13 protein-coding genes are annotated in these 15,193 nt (G+C 43.8%); 5 read left to right on the forward strand and 8 right to left on the reverse strand.

Translation table 11 applies throughout. The features are described 5' to 3' along the window. Window positions 1–182: 182 nt before the first annotated feature. Window positions 183–1,184: an isoaspartyl peptidase/L-asparaginase family protein gene (locus LKX84_RS09760; RefSeq protein ID WP_228236981.1), complete on the reverse strand. Its 1,002-nt coding sequence runs from the start codon at window positions 1,182–1,184 to the stop codon at window positions 183–185. Window positions 1,185–1,224: 40 nt separating this feature from the next. Here LKX84_RS09760 and LKX84_RS09765 point away from each other — a divergent pair, with 40 nt between their 5' ends. Both LKX84_RS09765 and LKX84_RS09770 read left to right on the forward strand, forming a co-directional pair. Further along, on the forward strand, window positions 1,225–1,944 hold the full coding sequence (locus LKX84_RS09765) for a copper homeostasis protein CutC (RefSeq protein ID WP_228236982.1): 720 nt from the start codon (window positions 1,225–1,227) through the stop codon (window positions 1,942–1,944). Window positions 1,945–1,999: 55 nt separating this feature from the next. Further along, complete coding sequence (locus tag LKX84_RS09770) at window positions 2,000–3,232, forward strand: metallophosphoesterase (RefSeq protein ID WP_228236983.1); 1,233 nt, start codon at window positions 2,000–2,002, stop codon at window positions 3,230–3,232. Between the two features lie 32 nt (window positions 3,233–3,264). Here the strand turns inward: LKX84_RS09770 and LKX84_RS09775 are convergent, their stop codons facing one another. Next, window positions 3,265–4,566: a family 16 glycoside hydrolase gene (locus LKX84_RS09775; RefSeq protein ID WP_228236984.1), complete on the reverse strand. Its 1,302-nt coding sequence runs from the start codon at window positions 4,564–4,566 to the stop codon at window positions 3,265–3,267. A gap of 146 nt (window positions 4,567–4,712) precedes the next feature. Here LKX84_RS09775 and LKX84_RS09780 point away from each other — a divergent pair, with 146 nt between their 5' ends. Then, the gene (locus tag LKX84_RS09780) at window positions 4,713–5,981 is read left to right on the forward strand and encodes a hypothetical protein (protein ID WP_228236985.1); all 1,269 of its coding nucleotides are present in this window, start codon (window positions 4,713–4,715) and stop codon (window positions 5,979–5,981) included. A gap of 66 nt (window positions 5,982–6,047) precedes the next feature. Here the strand turns inward: LKX84_RS09780 and LKX84_RS09785 are convergent, their stop codons facing one another. Next, a complete protein-coding gene (locus LKX84_RS09785) occupies window positions 6,048–6,791 on the reverse strand; it encodes a hypothetical protein (RefSeq protein WP_228236986.1) in 744 nt (247 codons plus the stop codon). A gap of 154 nt (window positions 6,792–6,945) precedes the next feature. Further along, window positions 6,946–7,722, reverse strand: coding sequence for a sterol desaturase family protein (locus LKX84_RS09790; protein WP_228236987.1), 777 nt, complete (start codon window positions 7,720–7,722; stop codon window positions 6,946–6,948). 204 nt (window positions 7,723–7,926) lie between these two features. Between LKX84_RS09790 and LKX84_RS09795 the strand changes: the two genes are divergently transcribed. Next, window positions 7,927–8,865, forward strand: a complete 939-nt coding sequence (locus LKX84_RS09795; protein ID WP_228236988.1) for a zinc metalloprotease — start codon at window positions 7,927–7,929, stop codon at window positions 8,863–8,865. On the opposite strand, the gene LKX84_RS09800 is transcribed toward LKX84_RS09795, so the two are convergent. The 3 genes from LKX84_RS09800 to LKX84_RS09810 form a co-directional block, all read right to left on the reverse strand. Next, on the reverse strand, window positions 8,866–9,639 hold the full coding sequence (locus tag LKX84_RS09800) for a LytR/AlgR family response regulator transcription factor (protein WP_228236989.1): 774 nt from the start codon (window positions 9,637–9,639) through the stop codon (window positions 8,866–8,868). A gap of 4 nt (window positions 9,640–9,643) precedes the next feature. After that, window positions 9,644–10,666 (reverse strand): sensor histidine kinase, encoded by a 1,023-nt coding sequence (locus tag LKX84_RS09805; protein ID WP_228236990.1) that lies wholly within the window; start codon window positions 10,664–10,666, stop codon window positions 9,644–9,646. 85 nt (window positions 10,667–10,751) lie between these two features. Beyond that, a complete protein-coding gene (locus LKX84_RS09810) occupies window positions 10,752–11,105 on the reverse strand; it encodes a hypothetical protein (RefSeq protein WP_228236991.1) in 354 nt (117 codons plus the stop codon). Window positions 11,106–11,368: 263 nt separating this feature from the next. Between LKX84_RS09810 and LKX84_RS09815 the strand changes: the two genes are divergently transcribed. Next, window positions 11,369–11,665: a thioredoxin family protein gene (locus LKX84_RS09815; RefSeq protein ID WP_228236992.1), complete on the forward strand. Its 297-nt coding sequence runs from the start codon at window positions 11,369–11,371 to the stop codon at window positions 11,663–11,665. Window positions 11,666–11,699: 34 nt separating this feature from the next. Here the strand turns inward: LKX84_RS09815 and LKX84_RS09820 are convergent, their stop codons facing one another. After that, the gene (locus tag LKX84_RS09820; protein WP_228236993.1) at window positions 11,700–15,059 is read right to left on the reverse strand and encodes a DUF2723 domain-containing protein; all 3,360 of its coding nucleotides are present in this window, start codon (window positions 15,057–15,059) and stop codon (window positions 11,700–11,702) included. Between the last annotated feature and the right edge of the window lie 134 nt (window positions 15,060–15,193).

Raw genomic sequence — 15,193 nt, forward strand, 5'->3', positions numbered from 1 at the left:
TATTCTAGTATCAATGGTCAATAAACAATTTGCAAAAAATGGTGGGGGATTAAAAGTACGAATTGATGTTGGAAAGCAACAAGAAACAAGAACCAAGATTCAAGAATCAATAGTCTGGACATCTTGGTTCAAATGTCTAGAAGCGAAGCGTTCCAATATCTAAAAGCACAGCGGTCTTGTTTCTAATTATAAAAGCTTTTCACTTCCCTGTTCACATGACCATTCTCAGTGTATTCGCGATAGGTAAACCCAGGATGAACACAGTATCCGCCCGTTTCCCCATTTTTGTTGATGGCCAGAAATCCGATCTGGAAATCCTTTCGGCCTTCATTTTTCTTCATGATGCGTTTTACACCTTCTTCACAGGCCTCTTGTGGACTTTTGCCTTGGCGCATCAGTTCCACGATCAAAAAGCTGCCCACGGTACGGATAACTTCCTCGCCCACGCCTGTAGCGGTGGCGCCGCCCACTTCGTTGTCCACATACAAACCTGCGCCGATGATGGGGGAATCACCTACACGGCCACCCACTTTGTAGGCCATGCCACTGGTGGTACAGGCCCCGGATAGGTCGCCGTTCGCATCAATGGCCAACATTCCGATGGTGTCGTGGTTTTCTATATTGATGGTGGTTTCGTATTTGGAGGTTTTCAACCATTCCTCGTATTGTTTTCGGGTACTTTCGGTAAATAGGTCCTCTTTCTTGAAGCCCTGCTCGTAAGCAAATTTCTCAGCGCCTTTTCCTGCCAAAATAATGTGTGGGGTTTCTTCCATCACCTTTCTGGCCACGGAAACGGGATGCACGATGTTCTGCAGGTACACCACGGAGCCGCAGTTGCCATCCTTGTCCATGATGCAGGCATCGAGGGTCACGTTGCCATCACGGTCGGGTCTGCCACCCTTGCCCACGGTCTCATTGGTCTCATCGGCTTCTTCCACCATCACGCCCTGTTCCACGGCATCCAAGGAACTTCCGCCCGATTTCAATACTTCCCAGGCCTTATCCGTGGCATTTAAAAAGTTCCAGGTACAGACCACAATTGGTTTTACGGGGTCGACCGGGGTTGTGGCCACAGCTGGGATTTCTTCGGGTTTGTTTTCGGTGTTACAGGCGGTTATGGCCGATGCGGAAACCAAGCCTGCAGCGGTAAGACTGGAATTTTTAAGGAAATTGCGTCGTTTCATGCAGGGGATGTTTATTTTTAAGGTGGATAAATATAACAATATGCTCGTAGAAGTTTGTGCCAATTCGTTGGAATCCGCTATAAATGCGCAAGAGGCCGGGGCGGACAGAATCGAGCTCTGCTCCGAACTTGGGGTTGGGGGCATCACTCCTTCCATGGGACTCATTCGGTTGGTTAAGGAACGTTTGTCCATTCCCATTCATGTTTTGTTGCGTCCACGAAGTGGACATTTCACCTATTCCGATACCGAATTTGACGTGATGAAGGCCGATATTTTGGCTTGCAAGGAACTAGGGGTGGATGGGATAGTTTCTGGGGTATTGAAAGAAGATTTTTCGGTGGATGTGGAACGGACCAAAATCTTGGTAGAACTTTCCAAACCGATGCATTTTACCTTCCACCGCGCTTTTGATTGGGCGGCTCAACCCATGGAAAGTTTAAAGGTTTTGGAAGAAATGGGTGTGGATACGGTTTTGACCTCAGGGCAATTCCCTTCCGCGGAACAAGGACTTCATCTTCTGGAAGCTTGGCAGAAACATACCAGTATAGCCATAATGGCAGGCGGAGGAGTGTCGCCAAACAACGTCTTGTTATTCAAGCAAATAGGGTTACGGGCCGTTCATTGTTCTGGGACTTCCTTTGGAAACACTATTGAGCTTCAGGGGAAGATCAGCATGAATTCCACCAAACATTTGGTAGAGAATACCTTTGCTTCCACCAATGTGGAAACCGTCCGAAAGATGATACAAGCCGTTAAATAATACTAAAAAGCCCTAGATTCTAGTTCATTACCCATAATTTTGCAAAAAAGATTGTATGTCTCGATTTGTTATCCTAGCTATCCTTTATGTAGTGTTGGCCGTATATGGGTTTCAGGCGTTTAGGACGTTGTTCAAAAGTCCAATGATGCACTGGGCCTATATTGTGTTGTTTTTGGCAGCGCTCATTTTTCTGACCATAAAGGTGATCACCTTTGTGCCAAGTGAGGGATTTAAAGGATCGGCAGCCGTTGCTGGTGGAATATTTGCAGCTTTTTTCCTATTGGCCTTGGTGTTGGGATTTTTCCTTTTGTTGGAAGATATCGTTCGTTTGATTGGATTCGGATACAACAAAATTGCAGGCATGTCCAATGCTGATGCAAGCCATTTCCCTTCCCGAAGAAAATTTGTAAGCGGGTTGGCCCTTGGTTTGGCCTCTCTGCCATTCGGTGCCATGTTGTATGGTATGTATCGAGGTAAATACAACTATCAGGTGTTGAAATATGAGTTGGAGTTTGATGACCTTCCAGATGCGTTCCACAACTATCGGATTACCCAGATTTCGGATGTGCACAGTGGTAGTTTTGATGATTACAACAAAGTTTCCTATGGTGTTGATCTTGTCAACGAACAGCAAAGTGATGTCATTTTCTTCACCGGCGACATTGTGAACAACCGTTCGGAAGAACTCGAACCCTGGAAGGATGTTTTTGCCCGTTTAAGTGCCAAGGATGGGGTGTTTTCCATTTTAGGCAACCATGATTATGGGGATTATGCCTCTTGGGATACCGAAGAAGCCAAGGCGCAGAATCTAGAGGACCTTAAGGCAATGCAGAAGGATATGGGCTTTGACCTCATCTTGAACTCCAATCGCTATTTGGAAAAAGATGGTCAAAAGATTGCATTGTTGGGAGTTGAAAACTGGGGCCGCGGTGGCTTTAAAAAAGCTGGCGACCTGCAAAAGGCCAAAGAAGGCATTGCCCATGACGACTTTAAAATATTATTGAGCCATGATCCTTCCCATTGGGAAGATGTGGCACTCCATGATGATTACCACTACCATTTGACCTTGAGCGGACATACCCACGGCATGCAGTTTGGCGTTGAAATCCCGGGGTGGGTAAAATGGAGCCCTGCCAAATGGCGCTACAAATACTGGGCAGGCATTTATAGCGAATTAAATCAGTTCATCAATGTGAACCGAGGGTTTGGATTTATCGGTTATCCCGGCCGATTTGGTATCTGGCCGGAAATATCCGTAATCACTCTCAAAAAGAAAGGATTGGCTTAGCTTCTAAACTATTCCAGTAATAGAAGTAATTGCTATTTGAGCCAATTGAAGACATCTTGCATGAAATCTTGGCATTGGTAGTCGTCTACCCCTTGCCAACTGGTCATATACAGGGCGGTCATGGCATCTCCCATCACTACTATTTTTCCACCTTTTTTGGTTTTGGTATAGGTTCCAAAGGGGTATTGTGTTCCTAATTCGTCTCCAAAACAGAATGGGGTTCCGCCCATTACTTTTCTGGCTTCGTGATAGGAAATCTTTAAGGGTTTGTCGGTAACCTCACTTTTAACGGTGTGTCCTCCGGGCAGTTTGTCGGGTATGGCATCCCCGTATTGGATTCCGTATGGAGCGATGATGTCATTCACGTTGGTGTCGTTCAAGGAAGACCAGTAATCACTATCCATGATGAGGAACAAGCCTCCACCTCCATCAATAAAACGATGGACGGCCCTTACCTCGTTTTCAGTGTATTGTTTCTTGGGGATATGAATGAACAGGATATCCGTGTTCGCAAGAAGGTCGTCACTGAGTTCGCCGTAGACATAATCAACCTGTGCATGGACCTTGTTGGCCGTCTTCATCAATTCTTCGGACATCATATAGACCCTACCGATTTTTTCATTTTCCATGCTCATGGATTTTGGGTCGTTCCAGAACACCGGGTTATGTCCTACATCCATTAAAATATGGGTAAGGGAATTCATTTTGTTTTCTTTTATGGAGATGTTCTTGAACCAGCCTTCACTACTTTCCCCAACCCATAGGCCAATTTTTCCATGGCCGCTCAGATTGATTTGTTCCACTACCAAGGATGGGGTCATGGAATGGTTCACATACACCTTCACTTCTGGGTAGTTGATGTTAAGGGTAACATGAAACCAATCATTAGGCTGCGGAGCAGGGGAGATGGTGTTCTCGTATTTTCCGGGATGTTCTTCCCGTAATTTTTTCCAGTCCAAATGAGGCAAGGCAATGTATTGCATCATATGGTCTTGTTTTTCGGGATCATTAAAATTGAAGGGTCTAAAATAGACGGCATCAAAGATGGAATCGTTTTTTCCGTTGAACGCCAAACCAACAAAACTTCCCTGCGTTTTGTCTTTCCCCTTGATGTCCAGTTCAATGGTGCCATTATGGAAATCGGAATCCTTCAACCATAGAACCCCATCACCGGGGCGATCATTTAAATGGATGACACCCATATCAAAGGAGACGTCTCGGTTCTGTACCTCCCAGCTATTGGGATCGGTCAGTTTTTTGTTCGATTGCCCCATCATAGTAAAGGACAGAAGTAACATAATTGCCCAAGTAGGGCTAAAAGAAAATTGCTTCATTTTGTTTTTTGATTTGATTCAATACCAAAACTACGGTCAGTAAAAATCATTGAGGGTAGCAAAAGTGGTTTAATCCTCGGTCAAAAGTCGGTCACGAGTTAATTTCCTTATCATTTTCAGCTTTTATTGATATCTTGACATGTCAAATGGCGAACATCGAAAATGACCATATTGCCCTGTGCAAAAAGTTGCTGGAGGAGAAATTTTCTTTCGGTAATGGGCACGGTCATACCCAAAAGGACCTGGAACAACTTTCTTCCTATATTGAGGAACATACAGGCTATTACATCAGTCTCTCCACCTTAAAAAGAGTGTGGAAAGGAGGGTACAAGACTCAACCCCAATTGGCCACCTTGAATGCCCTGGTGCAGGTATTGGGGTATAAAAACTGGCAGGACTTCAAGCTTCAACACAGAAAACCGATCGCTACGGAGGATAAGAACTCACCCAGGAGCAAAACGCCACTTTATGTGGCTGCAGGAATTGTGGTGGTCCTAGTAGTGGTTTTGGCATTTTCCTTTGGAGAAAGTGGTGCCAGCACCGTAAAAATAGATGGCCCCGTTACGTTTACTGCCAATAAAACGGTGGCCAAAGGTGTTCCGAACACGTTTATCTTCAACTATGATCTGAGCCATGTGCAGGCCGATAGCTTTTTTATCCAACAATCTTGGAATGCTTTTCGGCGTGAAAGAATCGATCCCAAGAAATCCGTTTACACTTCCATTTATCATGAAAGTGGTTACCACAGGGCCAAATTGATTGCCAATGGAGACGTAATCGCCACCCAACCGGTGCATATCATCAGTGACGGTTGGGAGCCACACGTATATTATACAGAGGCGGATGACCGTTACATCGATTTTAAAGGGGAATCCTTTATAGCGGATAGTATGTTGCACTTGTCTATGGACCTGCTTAAAAAAAGAGGCGTGGATACATCCCGCCATTTCATGTCCCGAATTTCACATAGTGATGAGTATGGGGTTTCCTCCGATACCTTTACGTTTCGGACGAGGTTGAGATCAGACCATGCCCTAGATTCCAATTGTCCTTGGATGAATGTGATTCTTGTCACCACAGAGAATATTTTCTCGGTAGGGATGGTCGGAAAAGGATGTGAAACCGGTGCCAGTTACAAATTGGGGGAAATCTTTAAATCGGGGAAGGACAACAACCTCTCCAAATTGGGAGCTGATCTTTATGATTGGAACGATTTGGAAATACGGGTCAAGGATAAAAAAGCCACCATTTTTATAAATGGAGAGGAAGCCTACAACGAACTTTTTAAAGAAGATTTGGGCAATATCATGGGGCTTGGCTACATTTTCGAGGGAACAGGTTCCATTCAATTCGTTCAACTTAAAAATGCCGAAGGAGAAATCTCTTTTGAGGATGATTTTGGCGCCAAACAATAGTTTCAATACTCAAGAAACATAAAAAGCCCCTTTTAAGGGGCTTTCTTCTAGAATTATGGGTACAAACTACCAAGCCAAATTGTAGGTGTTCCCACTGCCCATGGTTAGTGTTGCAGTCTGGTTTCCTGTGAATACCAAAGTACCGGAATAGTCGTATGTATTTCCATTGGAAGCCTTGCCCACAAAGCTGGCGTAAACTGTTCCAGAGGCCACATTATAGTTGGCCTTCAAGATGGTAAGATCCGTGGTGGTAAACTCAATGGTGCTGGTGAAAGCATTTTCGTTGCGTACAAAGGATTCTTGTGACCCTGCCATGGTGAATGTTTCATTTACCACGTAGCTGGATTCGGCATCGTCCAAGTTTTGGATGTTGATACTGGCACTGGTACTGGCTTCGGAAGAAATCCTCGGTCCATCATAACTGGAAGTTCCGGTAAGGTCAAAATCGGCCGCTGAAGGAATGATTCCTGTACCGCAGTCAATGATCCAACTCCAAGTCAAGCTGGCACTATAGGTAACATTGGCTGACTGACCGGAAATGTTGTAGGAAGAACCATATTCCACACCACATTCATAATCCTCGGCTTTATCGGAAGCGGAGTTATCTTCCTCCATTGTGTAAATGGCCTGATTGGTCTGCTCCACCATTCCTCCGGATTCTGGGGATACGGCCATGGCGATGGCTTCGGCAGCTTCTTCCTCTGTAATGGAAGTTTCGGTGCCATCATTGGAGTCATCATCATCGCTACAAGAAGCAAAGGTTAAGGTCATAATGGCCAAGCCAAGCATAAAGGGGTTGTTTCTTTTCATTGTTGTTTTGGGTAAGATTAGATGTTTCATGATTTTTTAAGGTTTAAGATTAATTTTCTTTTTGTTGTTATTTTTTTGGCTAAACTACTTTCAAGTCAAGGGTCAAGGGGGCAGAAAAAAGGTGAACCTGTCAATTCCGGGGGTGAGCCTGCTGTTATCCCTTGTAGTCCATTTTACCCCTGAAATAATCCACAAAGCCTTTGAACACCAATACCAATGGATTGTTGCTGATAAAGCCCGTGGTTACTCCATAGGTAGGTTTTATGGTTTCCGGTTGATAGGTGCCGAACCATTTGTCCCATAGCATGAACACACCGCCAAAGTTTTTATCAATGTATTCGTCATTGGATCCATGGTGTACCCGATGTGCGGAAGGTGTGGCCAATATCCCTTCAATAAAACCCAACTTGCCCACGGCTTCGGTATGGAGAAAGAACTGATAGAGCAGGTTAAGTCCGAAGGAAACCGCAATAAACTCAAAAGGTAGTCCGATGAAGATCAATGGCGCTACCACAAAGGGGGTGAGCAAGGCGCTGAGCCAATTCAGACGATAAGAAACAGTAAGGTTCATGAACAGACTGGAATGGTGCACCAAGTGGAAAGCCCACAATATTTTGATCTTGTGTGATAACCTGTGGTACCAGTAATAAACAAAATCCACCGCCACAAAACTGACCAGGAATACAAGAGGGGTATGTTCTATGGTGAACCATGAGTATTGGGACATATAATTCATAGTGGTATACTGGAATCCGAAGAAAAAGATCTTCGAAAACTGGAAGCCGGCAAAAATGGCCAAGTTGGCCAGGGTATCCTTGGTGTTGTAAGCCTTTTTGTCCTTGCGCCAACTCCAAATGATCTCCACTATCACCAAAGCCAATAAAAACAAGAATACAATACCCCCAAATCCAGTGCGAAAATTGTTGTCCATGATTTCTTTTTGGGACGAAGTTGGTTCAAAATGAAAGGGTGTATAGGAGCAAAGTCGGTGAGCCTGAAAAAATTAGCGTTGAGTTTTCTTAAATTTTCCTCAAAGGTGAGGGTGGTTTTGTTTCAACCTTGAATTTTTCAGCTTGGCCTATCAAATACCGTCTTTATATAGGATTGAAAATACTTTTGGCACAAAACAACAACCATGAAAAGACTTTTTGCAACCACATCTTTATTATTGTTGCTCTCCGCATGTTCTAGCGATTCGGAAGATTTCAAAGGGAATGTAACGCAATACCAGACCATTTATAAAATACCCGTTGTGGTACACGTGGTGCATAACGGGGAAGCGATCGGCACTGGTGCCAATATCAGTTTTGCCCAAATCCAGTCGCAAATTGATGTGCTCAATGAAGATTTTAGGAGAAGATTTGGGACAAATGGATTCAACGAAAATGAAGAGGGTTCAGATACGTTGATCGAGTTTTTCCTGGCTATTGAAGATCCCAATGGGGCAGCAATGGAAGAACCCGGTATTGACAGGGTGGACGGTGGCCGTTCCGAATGGCCCAAGGGAGTTTTTAGAAATCCGATTGAAACCAGTTTGAAACCGTTCACTATTTGGGATCCCAAAAAATATTTCAACATCTGGACCGTAAATTTTGGAGGATTTGCGAGCAGGGATTTGCTTGGCTATGCGCAGTTTCCGGATGAATCTGGATTATTGGGCTTGAATGTGGATAATGGCCCGGACAATACCGACGGAATTGTAATCGGATATAACTATTTTGGTTCTAGTGAAAAGGGCAATTTACCATCCTTGATCGCTCCTTATGATTTGGGAAGGACCACAACCCATGAAGTTGGACATTGGTTAGGGTTGCGACATATTTGGGGAGATGGCGACTGCACTTATGACGATTATTGTTTGGATACTCCCTTGTCTGCAGAACCAAGTTTTGGCTGTCCGGTGGATAAAATGACCTGCACCGAATTGGAAATGACCGAAAATTACATGGATTATACGGATGACGGTTGTATGAATACTTTCACTAAAGATCAAACCGAGCGTATGATCACCGTTTTGGAAACGAGCCCCAGACGAAAGGAACTGGTGGTTTTGGCTCAGGAACCCATAGATTGATCATTCATCCAGCCAATTCTTGAACTCTGGGGCCTTGGCTTTACTTACGATAATTTTTTCGTGGGGTTTGGGTTCCACGTTGATGATCAATCTTCCGTTGAAGTAAAAATCGATGTCCCTTACCGCCCAACGCTGCACAATAAACTGGCGATTGGCCCGATAAAATCGTTTTGGGGAGATTTCGGTCATGATTTTATCCAAGGTAGAGTCGATGATGTATTTTTTACCATCTGCCGTATGGGCATAAACCACCTCCTGCTCCGTAAAGAACCAATGGATTTTTTCCACGGGTAAGGGAATCAACTTATTTTGATAATGTACCAGGTACGCCTCACGAAAGGATTTGTTCTCATTAGTTTGAAGGTAGTTCAACAATTCCTGGATCTTATCATTGCCTCTCAATTTATGACCTCTTGTTTCCTTGAATTTTTCAAGGGCATTGGCCACTTCGTCCTTTTCGAAGGGTTTTAGGATGTAATCCAATCCGTTTACCTTAAAGGCATCCAGGGCATAATGATCATAGGCCGAAATAAAAATGACCGGTACGGAGGGTTTTATGGTTTTGAAGATATCGAACGAAAGTCCATCGGTTAGCCGAATGTCCATAAACAGTAAGTGGCAATCGCCCATGTTTTCCTGCAACCATTCCACTGAGCTTTTTACACTGTCCATTTTGTTCAGCACCTGAATTTCAGGTTCCAGTTCTTTCAGGGTGAACTCCAGATTTCTGGCAATGGCCGGTTCGTCTTCAATTATGGCAATGTTTATCGGCATTGGGTCAGGTATTTAAGGGTAGTTTTATGGTGAAATGGGTATCGGTCTTTTCTATTTCTATCGATTGTCCCATCAAAATTTGGTAGCGTTCGTTTAGGTTTAGCAATCCAATACCTGTTGATGGTTCCTTGTATTTGGCTTCGTTCAGGGTATTCCTAAAATGTAAGGTCCCATTTTCCTGAAAAATATCGATTTGCAAGGGCATTTCCTTGGAAACATAATTGTGCTTTACCGCGTTTTCCAACAAAGGTTGAAGCGACATATGGGGCAATTGGACGCCCTGTGTCTTCGGAATATTAATATGGACCTGAAGTGCTTCTTCGAACCTCATTTTCAACAATTGGATGTTAGAGTCCAAGAGTTCCAATTCTTTGTCCAATCCAATCAATTGTTCCTGGTGGTTGCTAAGCGAATACCGGAACACTTTGGATAAATGACTGATGTATTCCTGTGCTTTGCTAGGGTTTTCCCTCACCAAGGCTGAAAGACTGCTCAAGGCGTTGAATAAAAAATGGGGATTGATCTGTGCGCGCAGGTTTTTGATCTCCGCATCAAAATAGGCGGATTTCAACTGTTCGTTTTCCTGTTCCTTGCGTTTTTGGATACGGTTCAACAATACAATCTTGACCAAAATGGCAATGAGGAACAAACTGGTGATCAACCTAAAAAAATACCCCAACCGAAAGAGTTTTATGTTGGTCACGTTTTGGAACAACAACTTTTGGGAGGCCACTCCCAATGCCAAAAGCACGGCAAAAAATACTGCGTTGGAAAGCAGGTTTTTGATGAGGCGGTTGCTTCCTCTTTCTCCGTTCCAGTTGAGCCAAGATAGGTTCAGATAACCAAAAAAAATACAGAAACCGAATTGGAACAAGGTCTGGTAAGCCAATTCTGGGGCATTGAACACCCATGGAAGGCCAATGGTCCTCGCCTCACCTGGCAAGAGCACGAACAACCGGTGCACGTTCAAGGCAATGGCCACCAAAACTGAGGTCAGTAACAGGACTCTTTTTTCGGTTTTGATCATTTTCATTTTTTAAAAGTACAAAGGCTTCCCCAATCCACAACAGTTGACCGGGAAAGCCTGGGATTAAGAATGAAAAAGTTGCTCTTTATGATTTACTCTTTTGTTTGTAGCGGTCTTTAAGGGCACTTCGGTTTTCCTGTTGGAGTTCCTTAAAAGCCTTAAATTCGTCTTCGCTCAAAAGCGCTTTCATTTCTTCGTTTTTGCTGTCCTGGATCGCTTTCAATTCCTTGAACTTTGTCATTTTGGAACCTTCACTATCTCGGGTGGCCTTGATCTTTTCATAGTACTTGTCACTGATTTCGATAAAGGCATCTTTCTTTTCACCGGTCAATTGGAGGGTCTCGATTTGCTTCTCCAAAATTTCGGTGTACTGTTCGTCTTCTTGGGAAAAACCAAGAGCGAACGAGAATAGCATCATTACAAAAAGTATTTTTTTCATGGTGTCAATTTTAAATTTGAAGCAATGTTATTCCACAATTCAACCTTGTGAAGACATAAAAAGGGCGAAGTGGAAAAAAGGAGGGGTAAAGCTTTCTTGATCTGGGTTGAACCATTTATCCTCATTATTACTGAGGTGAAATCAAGATAAATTTTATATTGAAGGTTTAACGTGAATTTAACTAAGGTCAAGCTTGTAAAGCGATTACTTGATGTTAAACTTTAACATTTTTTCTTACTTTTGACTACAAACCTATAGAATACATGTCCAAGTTTGGTGAACTCATAGATTTAAAGGTCCCTGTTTTGTTGGACTTTTATGCAGAATGGAACGAGCAATCCACTTCTATGCACCCTGTGTTGCGCGATGTTGCCGCAGCATTGGGAGATAAGGGAAAAGTCATAAAAATTGATGTGGACAAAAACAAGGAGCTTTCCCAGGCTCTTCGCATTAAGGGACTTCCTACGCTCATGATCTACAAAAAAGGAGAGATGGTCTGGCGACAGAGTGGCGAACAAGACGCCAACACGCTGATAGGCATCTTAAGCGAATACATTTAAAAAAAAGCGAGGTTTTTACCTCGCTTTTTTTATGCTATTGTTGTGGTACTACCGAATCTGTTAGCTGTTCTATGGTATCCAAGGGTATAGAATCTTCCAGATCAGGGTCGGAAGGTAGCGGTTCTTCCAACAGTTCTTCTTCCCCGTCATTTACAAATTGGGAGAACTTGTCTATATATTCATTGAAGATCACCGTTTCCGATTCGGCCAATTCCCTATCCTGGTTATCGATTAGGATATCGATGTTCCTTCGGTATGCCTGCATATCGGCCAAAATATCATCAATCTTTTCATATTGTTCATCCAGCGGAATGTTGGCATAATATTCCAAATGCTCCTGATAGATCTTTTTCAATTTGCCGTACAATGCCCTGGCTTTTTCGGTTTCGCCCACTTTGTAGTATCCATCCACAAAAGGTTCCACAAAGGCATAAAAATTGAAATACTCCACAGGCATATTGGTCATGGCGATATCGATGACGTCCTTGGCCTTGTCAATTTTGTTCTCCTCGATCAAGGTTTCCATCAATCGGGCCAAATTACTTCGGAAAGATAGACCTTGGGAACGGGTCTGCGGATCGTGGTAGATCTTATCACTTCCGGAATTACCCCAATCCCAATCCTTGACAATATCATACATGAGGTCTGAATCGATTCTTCCCATTTCAAAGGAATTCCTGTTGGGGGTCTTGATGGGTACCAATTTGTACACGAGGCCATCCAACTGTAGATAGTCCTTCATCCAAATGTATTCCGAGCTATCAAAACTACCGCCAGAGAAATAAATAGGTCGTTTCCAATCATTGTTGGCGATTACGTCCAACATCAATATCCTGTTCTTGGGCAACGCACTTTGTGGTAGGTCAATATCAATATAATCCACAATAAGGGCAGAATCTTTTTCCTTGACCAGCCCACTTGCAATAACGTTCTGTTTGTTCACAGGAATGCGGATTTTGTTAGTAGGGTAGTACACAATATCCAAAGTGCTTTCAGGATATTGATCTACATCCATACCGCGTTTTTCCACTACAAATCCAAATTTGGTCTCGGGATTGTCACTGCCGATCCAATTCACAAAATCTTGGATGGACCACCTGCTTTCGGAAACCGATCTATTGAAAACGTCATCAGCTTTCGTGTAGTAAACCGCATCCCTAGTTCCGTATCGGTACTTGTCATGTGTTAATTGGGACGGAATCGGATCACTTTCATACGCTTTTCGTTTCATTTGATCGATATACCAATCCGTAGCGAACAAACTGGTGTTCACAATACGAACATCGGTCCTGTAGTTTTCGATCTCTTGGGCATACCAAAGTGGGAAGGTATCGTTATCCCCGATGGTGAACAGGATAGCTCCGGCATCTTCCTGACAGGAATCCAAATAGGCCTTGGCCGTGGAAGGAGCCGTATACTTGCCGGAACGGTCGTGATCGTCCCAGTTTTGGAATCCCATCAAAATTGGAACTCCCAAAAGACATAATGTGGTTATGGCCGGTGCCGCAATTTTGGACGGAATCATTTTCTTGAACTCTTCAAACAATCCATAAACGCCGAGACCGATCCAAATACAGAACACATAAAAGGAACCCACTAGGGAGTAATCCCTTTCACGGGGTTGGAAGATGTAAGGGTTGGTGTAGAATTGAATGGCCAATCCCGTGAACATGAAGAACACGAAAAGGGCCCAAAACTGCTTGGGATTCTTCGAAATTTGAAAGACGATGCCCAAGATTCCCAAGATCAACGGTAGGAAGAAATAGGTGTTTCTACCCTCGTTGTTCTTCCAATCACTCGGTAGGTTCTTTTGGCTTCCCAAACGCATGCTATCGATAAACCCGACGCCACTGAGCCAGTTTCCATTTTCATCGTACTTGCCTTGGATGTCGTTCTGTTTCCCAACAAAATTCCACATGAAGTAGCGCATGTACATATATCCGAATTGGAAATCGAACATGTATTGGATGTTCTGCCACAAGGTTGGTGGCTCTACCTCGATATATTCCCCAAATTCCCGTAAAAACCGGATGTATTGTTCCGAGTCGAGTTCACCCTTCACATAGGCCGACTTAAACTGGTTCACCGCTTCCCTAAGATCGTTATTGGAAATGTATTCCGATTTGATCCTGAAATTAAGAACACCGAAGTACTTCATGTAATTTTCGGCATGTTGATCGCTCCACATCCTCGGTAAAAAGCCTACATGCTTTGCATTGGGACCCGGAATCGCTTTTTCATAGTGGTTTACGATAACGTATTTACCCAATTTCAGGTCTTTTTCATATTTGGGGCTATCGTCCCTTTCTTCACCGGATGGGGCAAAAGCATCGGAATAATAAGCACCGTAGAAGGGACTGTCCACCCCGGGATATTGTTCCCGGTTATAGTAGGCCAAAAGGGCTCGGGCATCGGCCGGGTTGTTCTCGTTCACCACGGTCTGGGCATTGGCTCTGATGGGCAGCATCAACCAAGAGGAAAAACCAAGGATAAGGAACATCAGGCACATGATGATCAAGTTGCCTGTATAAAAATTGTGCTTGCGGGTATATTTCAATCCAAAATAGAAGGCAGCCACAAAGAGCAATCCCATAATAATAGATCCCGAATTGAACGGAAGGCCAATTTCGTTGATGAAGAATACCTCGCTCCAACCAAAAAGTTTCAATACATAGGTGAGCGAGAATTTATAGACCAAGATCAGAATGACCACTACAACAACATTCGCCAACAGAAAATTCTTGATAGTGGTGGTCTTGTATTTTTTGAAGTAATAGAGTAGTCCAACAGTAGGAATGGCCAAAAAGCCCATAAACTGGATTCCGAAGGTCAATCCCACCAAAAAACTGATGAGCAACAACCAACGGTTGCCTCTCGGGTCGTCCACATCATCTACCCATTTTAATCCGAGCCAAAGCAAAAGGGCCATGATCAAACTAGCCATGGCATATACCTCGGTTTCTACGGCGTTGAACCAAAAGCTATCTGAAAATGTGAAGGCCAAAGCACCTACCAATCCACTGCCCAAAACGGCAATGGCCTTGCTGTTGGACAATGGGTTATCCGATTTGATGAGTTTTTGTGCCAAATTGGTGATCGACCAAAAAGTGAACAAAACGGCAAAGGCACTGGAAACGATGGAAACTGCATTGACCATCAAGGCAATTTTAGTGTCGTCCCCAAAGGCGAAAATGGAGAAAAACGCACCGATCATCTGAAGGAGCGGAGCACCCGGTGGGTGGCCAACCTGTAGCTTGGCGGAGGTGGAAATGTATTCCCCGGCATCCCAAAAACTTCCTGTGGGTTCAACGGTCAGGGCATAAACGGCAAAGGCGATTGCGAAGGAAATCCACCCGACGATGGTATCCCATTTTTTGAAGTCTTTTGCAAACATAAGAGTTGGTTGTTAACCGAGTTGGGGCGAATTTAGTAAATATAGCAGAGAAGGTCGGTCATTTTTCAAAAACCTTTAACATGGATAGGAGATAAAAATAGCATGTATTCTTATCAAAATATTTGCTGATACCA

The sequence above is a fragment of the Allomuricauda sp. M10 genome, from assembly GCF_020782875.1.
Lineage (GTDB): Bacteria > Bacteroidota > Bacteroidia > Flavobacteriales > Flavobacteriaceae > Flagellimonas.

Excerpts from the sequence above, each read along its gene's own strand:
- LKX84_RS09760 (WP_228236981.1), bottom strand. The coding sequence starts at position 1,184 with ATGAAACGACGCAATTTCCTTAAAAATTCCAGTCTTACCGCTGCAGGC.
- LKX84_RS09765 (WP_228236982.1), top strand. The coding sequence starts at position 1,225 with ATGCTCGTAGAAGTTTGTGCCAATTCGTTGGAATCCGCTATAAATGCG.
- LKX84_RS09770 (WP_228236983.1), top strand. The coding sequence starts at position 2,000 with ATGTCTCGATTTGTTATCCTAGCTATCCTTTATGTAGTGTTGGCCGTA.
- LKX84_RS09775 (WP_228236984.1), bottom strand. The coding sequence starts at position 4,566 with ATGAAGCAATTTTCTTTTAGCCCTACTTGGGCAATTATGTTACTTCTG.
- LKX84_RS09780 (WP_228236985.1), top strand. The coding sequence starts at position 4,713 with ATGGCGAACATCGAAAATGACCATATTGCCCTGTGCAAAAAGTTGCTG.
- LKX84_RS09785 (WP_228236986.1), bottom strand. The coding sequence starts at position 6,791 with ATGAAAAGAAACAACCCCTTTATGCTTGGCTTGGCCATTATGACCTTA.
- LKX84_RS09790 (WP_228236987.1), bottom strand. The coding sequence starts at position 7,722 with ATGGACAACAATTTTCGCACTGGATTTGGGGGTATTGTATTCTTGTTT.
- LKX84_RS09795 (WP_228236988.1), top strand. The coding sequence starts at position 7,927 with ATGAAAAGACTTTTTGCAACCACATCTTTATTATTGTTGCTCTCCGCA.
- LKX84_RS09800 (WP_228236989.1), bottom strand. The coding sequence starts at position 9,639 with ATGCCGATAAACATTGCCATAATTGAAGACGAACCGGCCATTGCCAGA.
- LKX84_RS09805 (WP_228236990.1), bottom strand. The coding sequence starts at position 10,666 with ATGATCAAAACCGAAAAAAGAGTCCTGTTACTGACCTCAGTTTTGGTG.
- LKX84_RS09810 (WP_228236991.1), bottom strand. The coding sequence starts at position 11,105 with ATGAAAAAAATACTTTTTGTAATGATGCTATTCTCGTTCGCTCTTGGT.
- LKX84_RS09815 (WP_228236992.1), top strand. The coding sequence starts at position 11,369 with ATGTCCAAGTTTGGTGAACTCATAGATTTAAAGGTCCCTGTTTTGTTG.
- LKX84_RS09820 (WP_228236993.1), bottom strand. The coding sequence starts at position 15,059 with ATGTTTGCAAAAGACTTCAAAAAATGGGATACCATCGTCGGGTGGATT.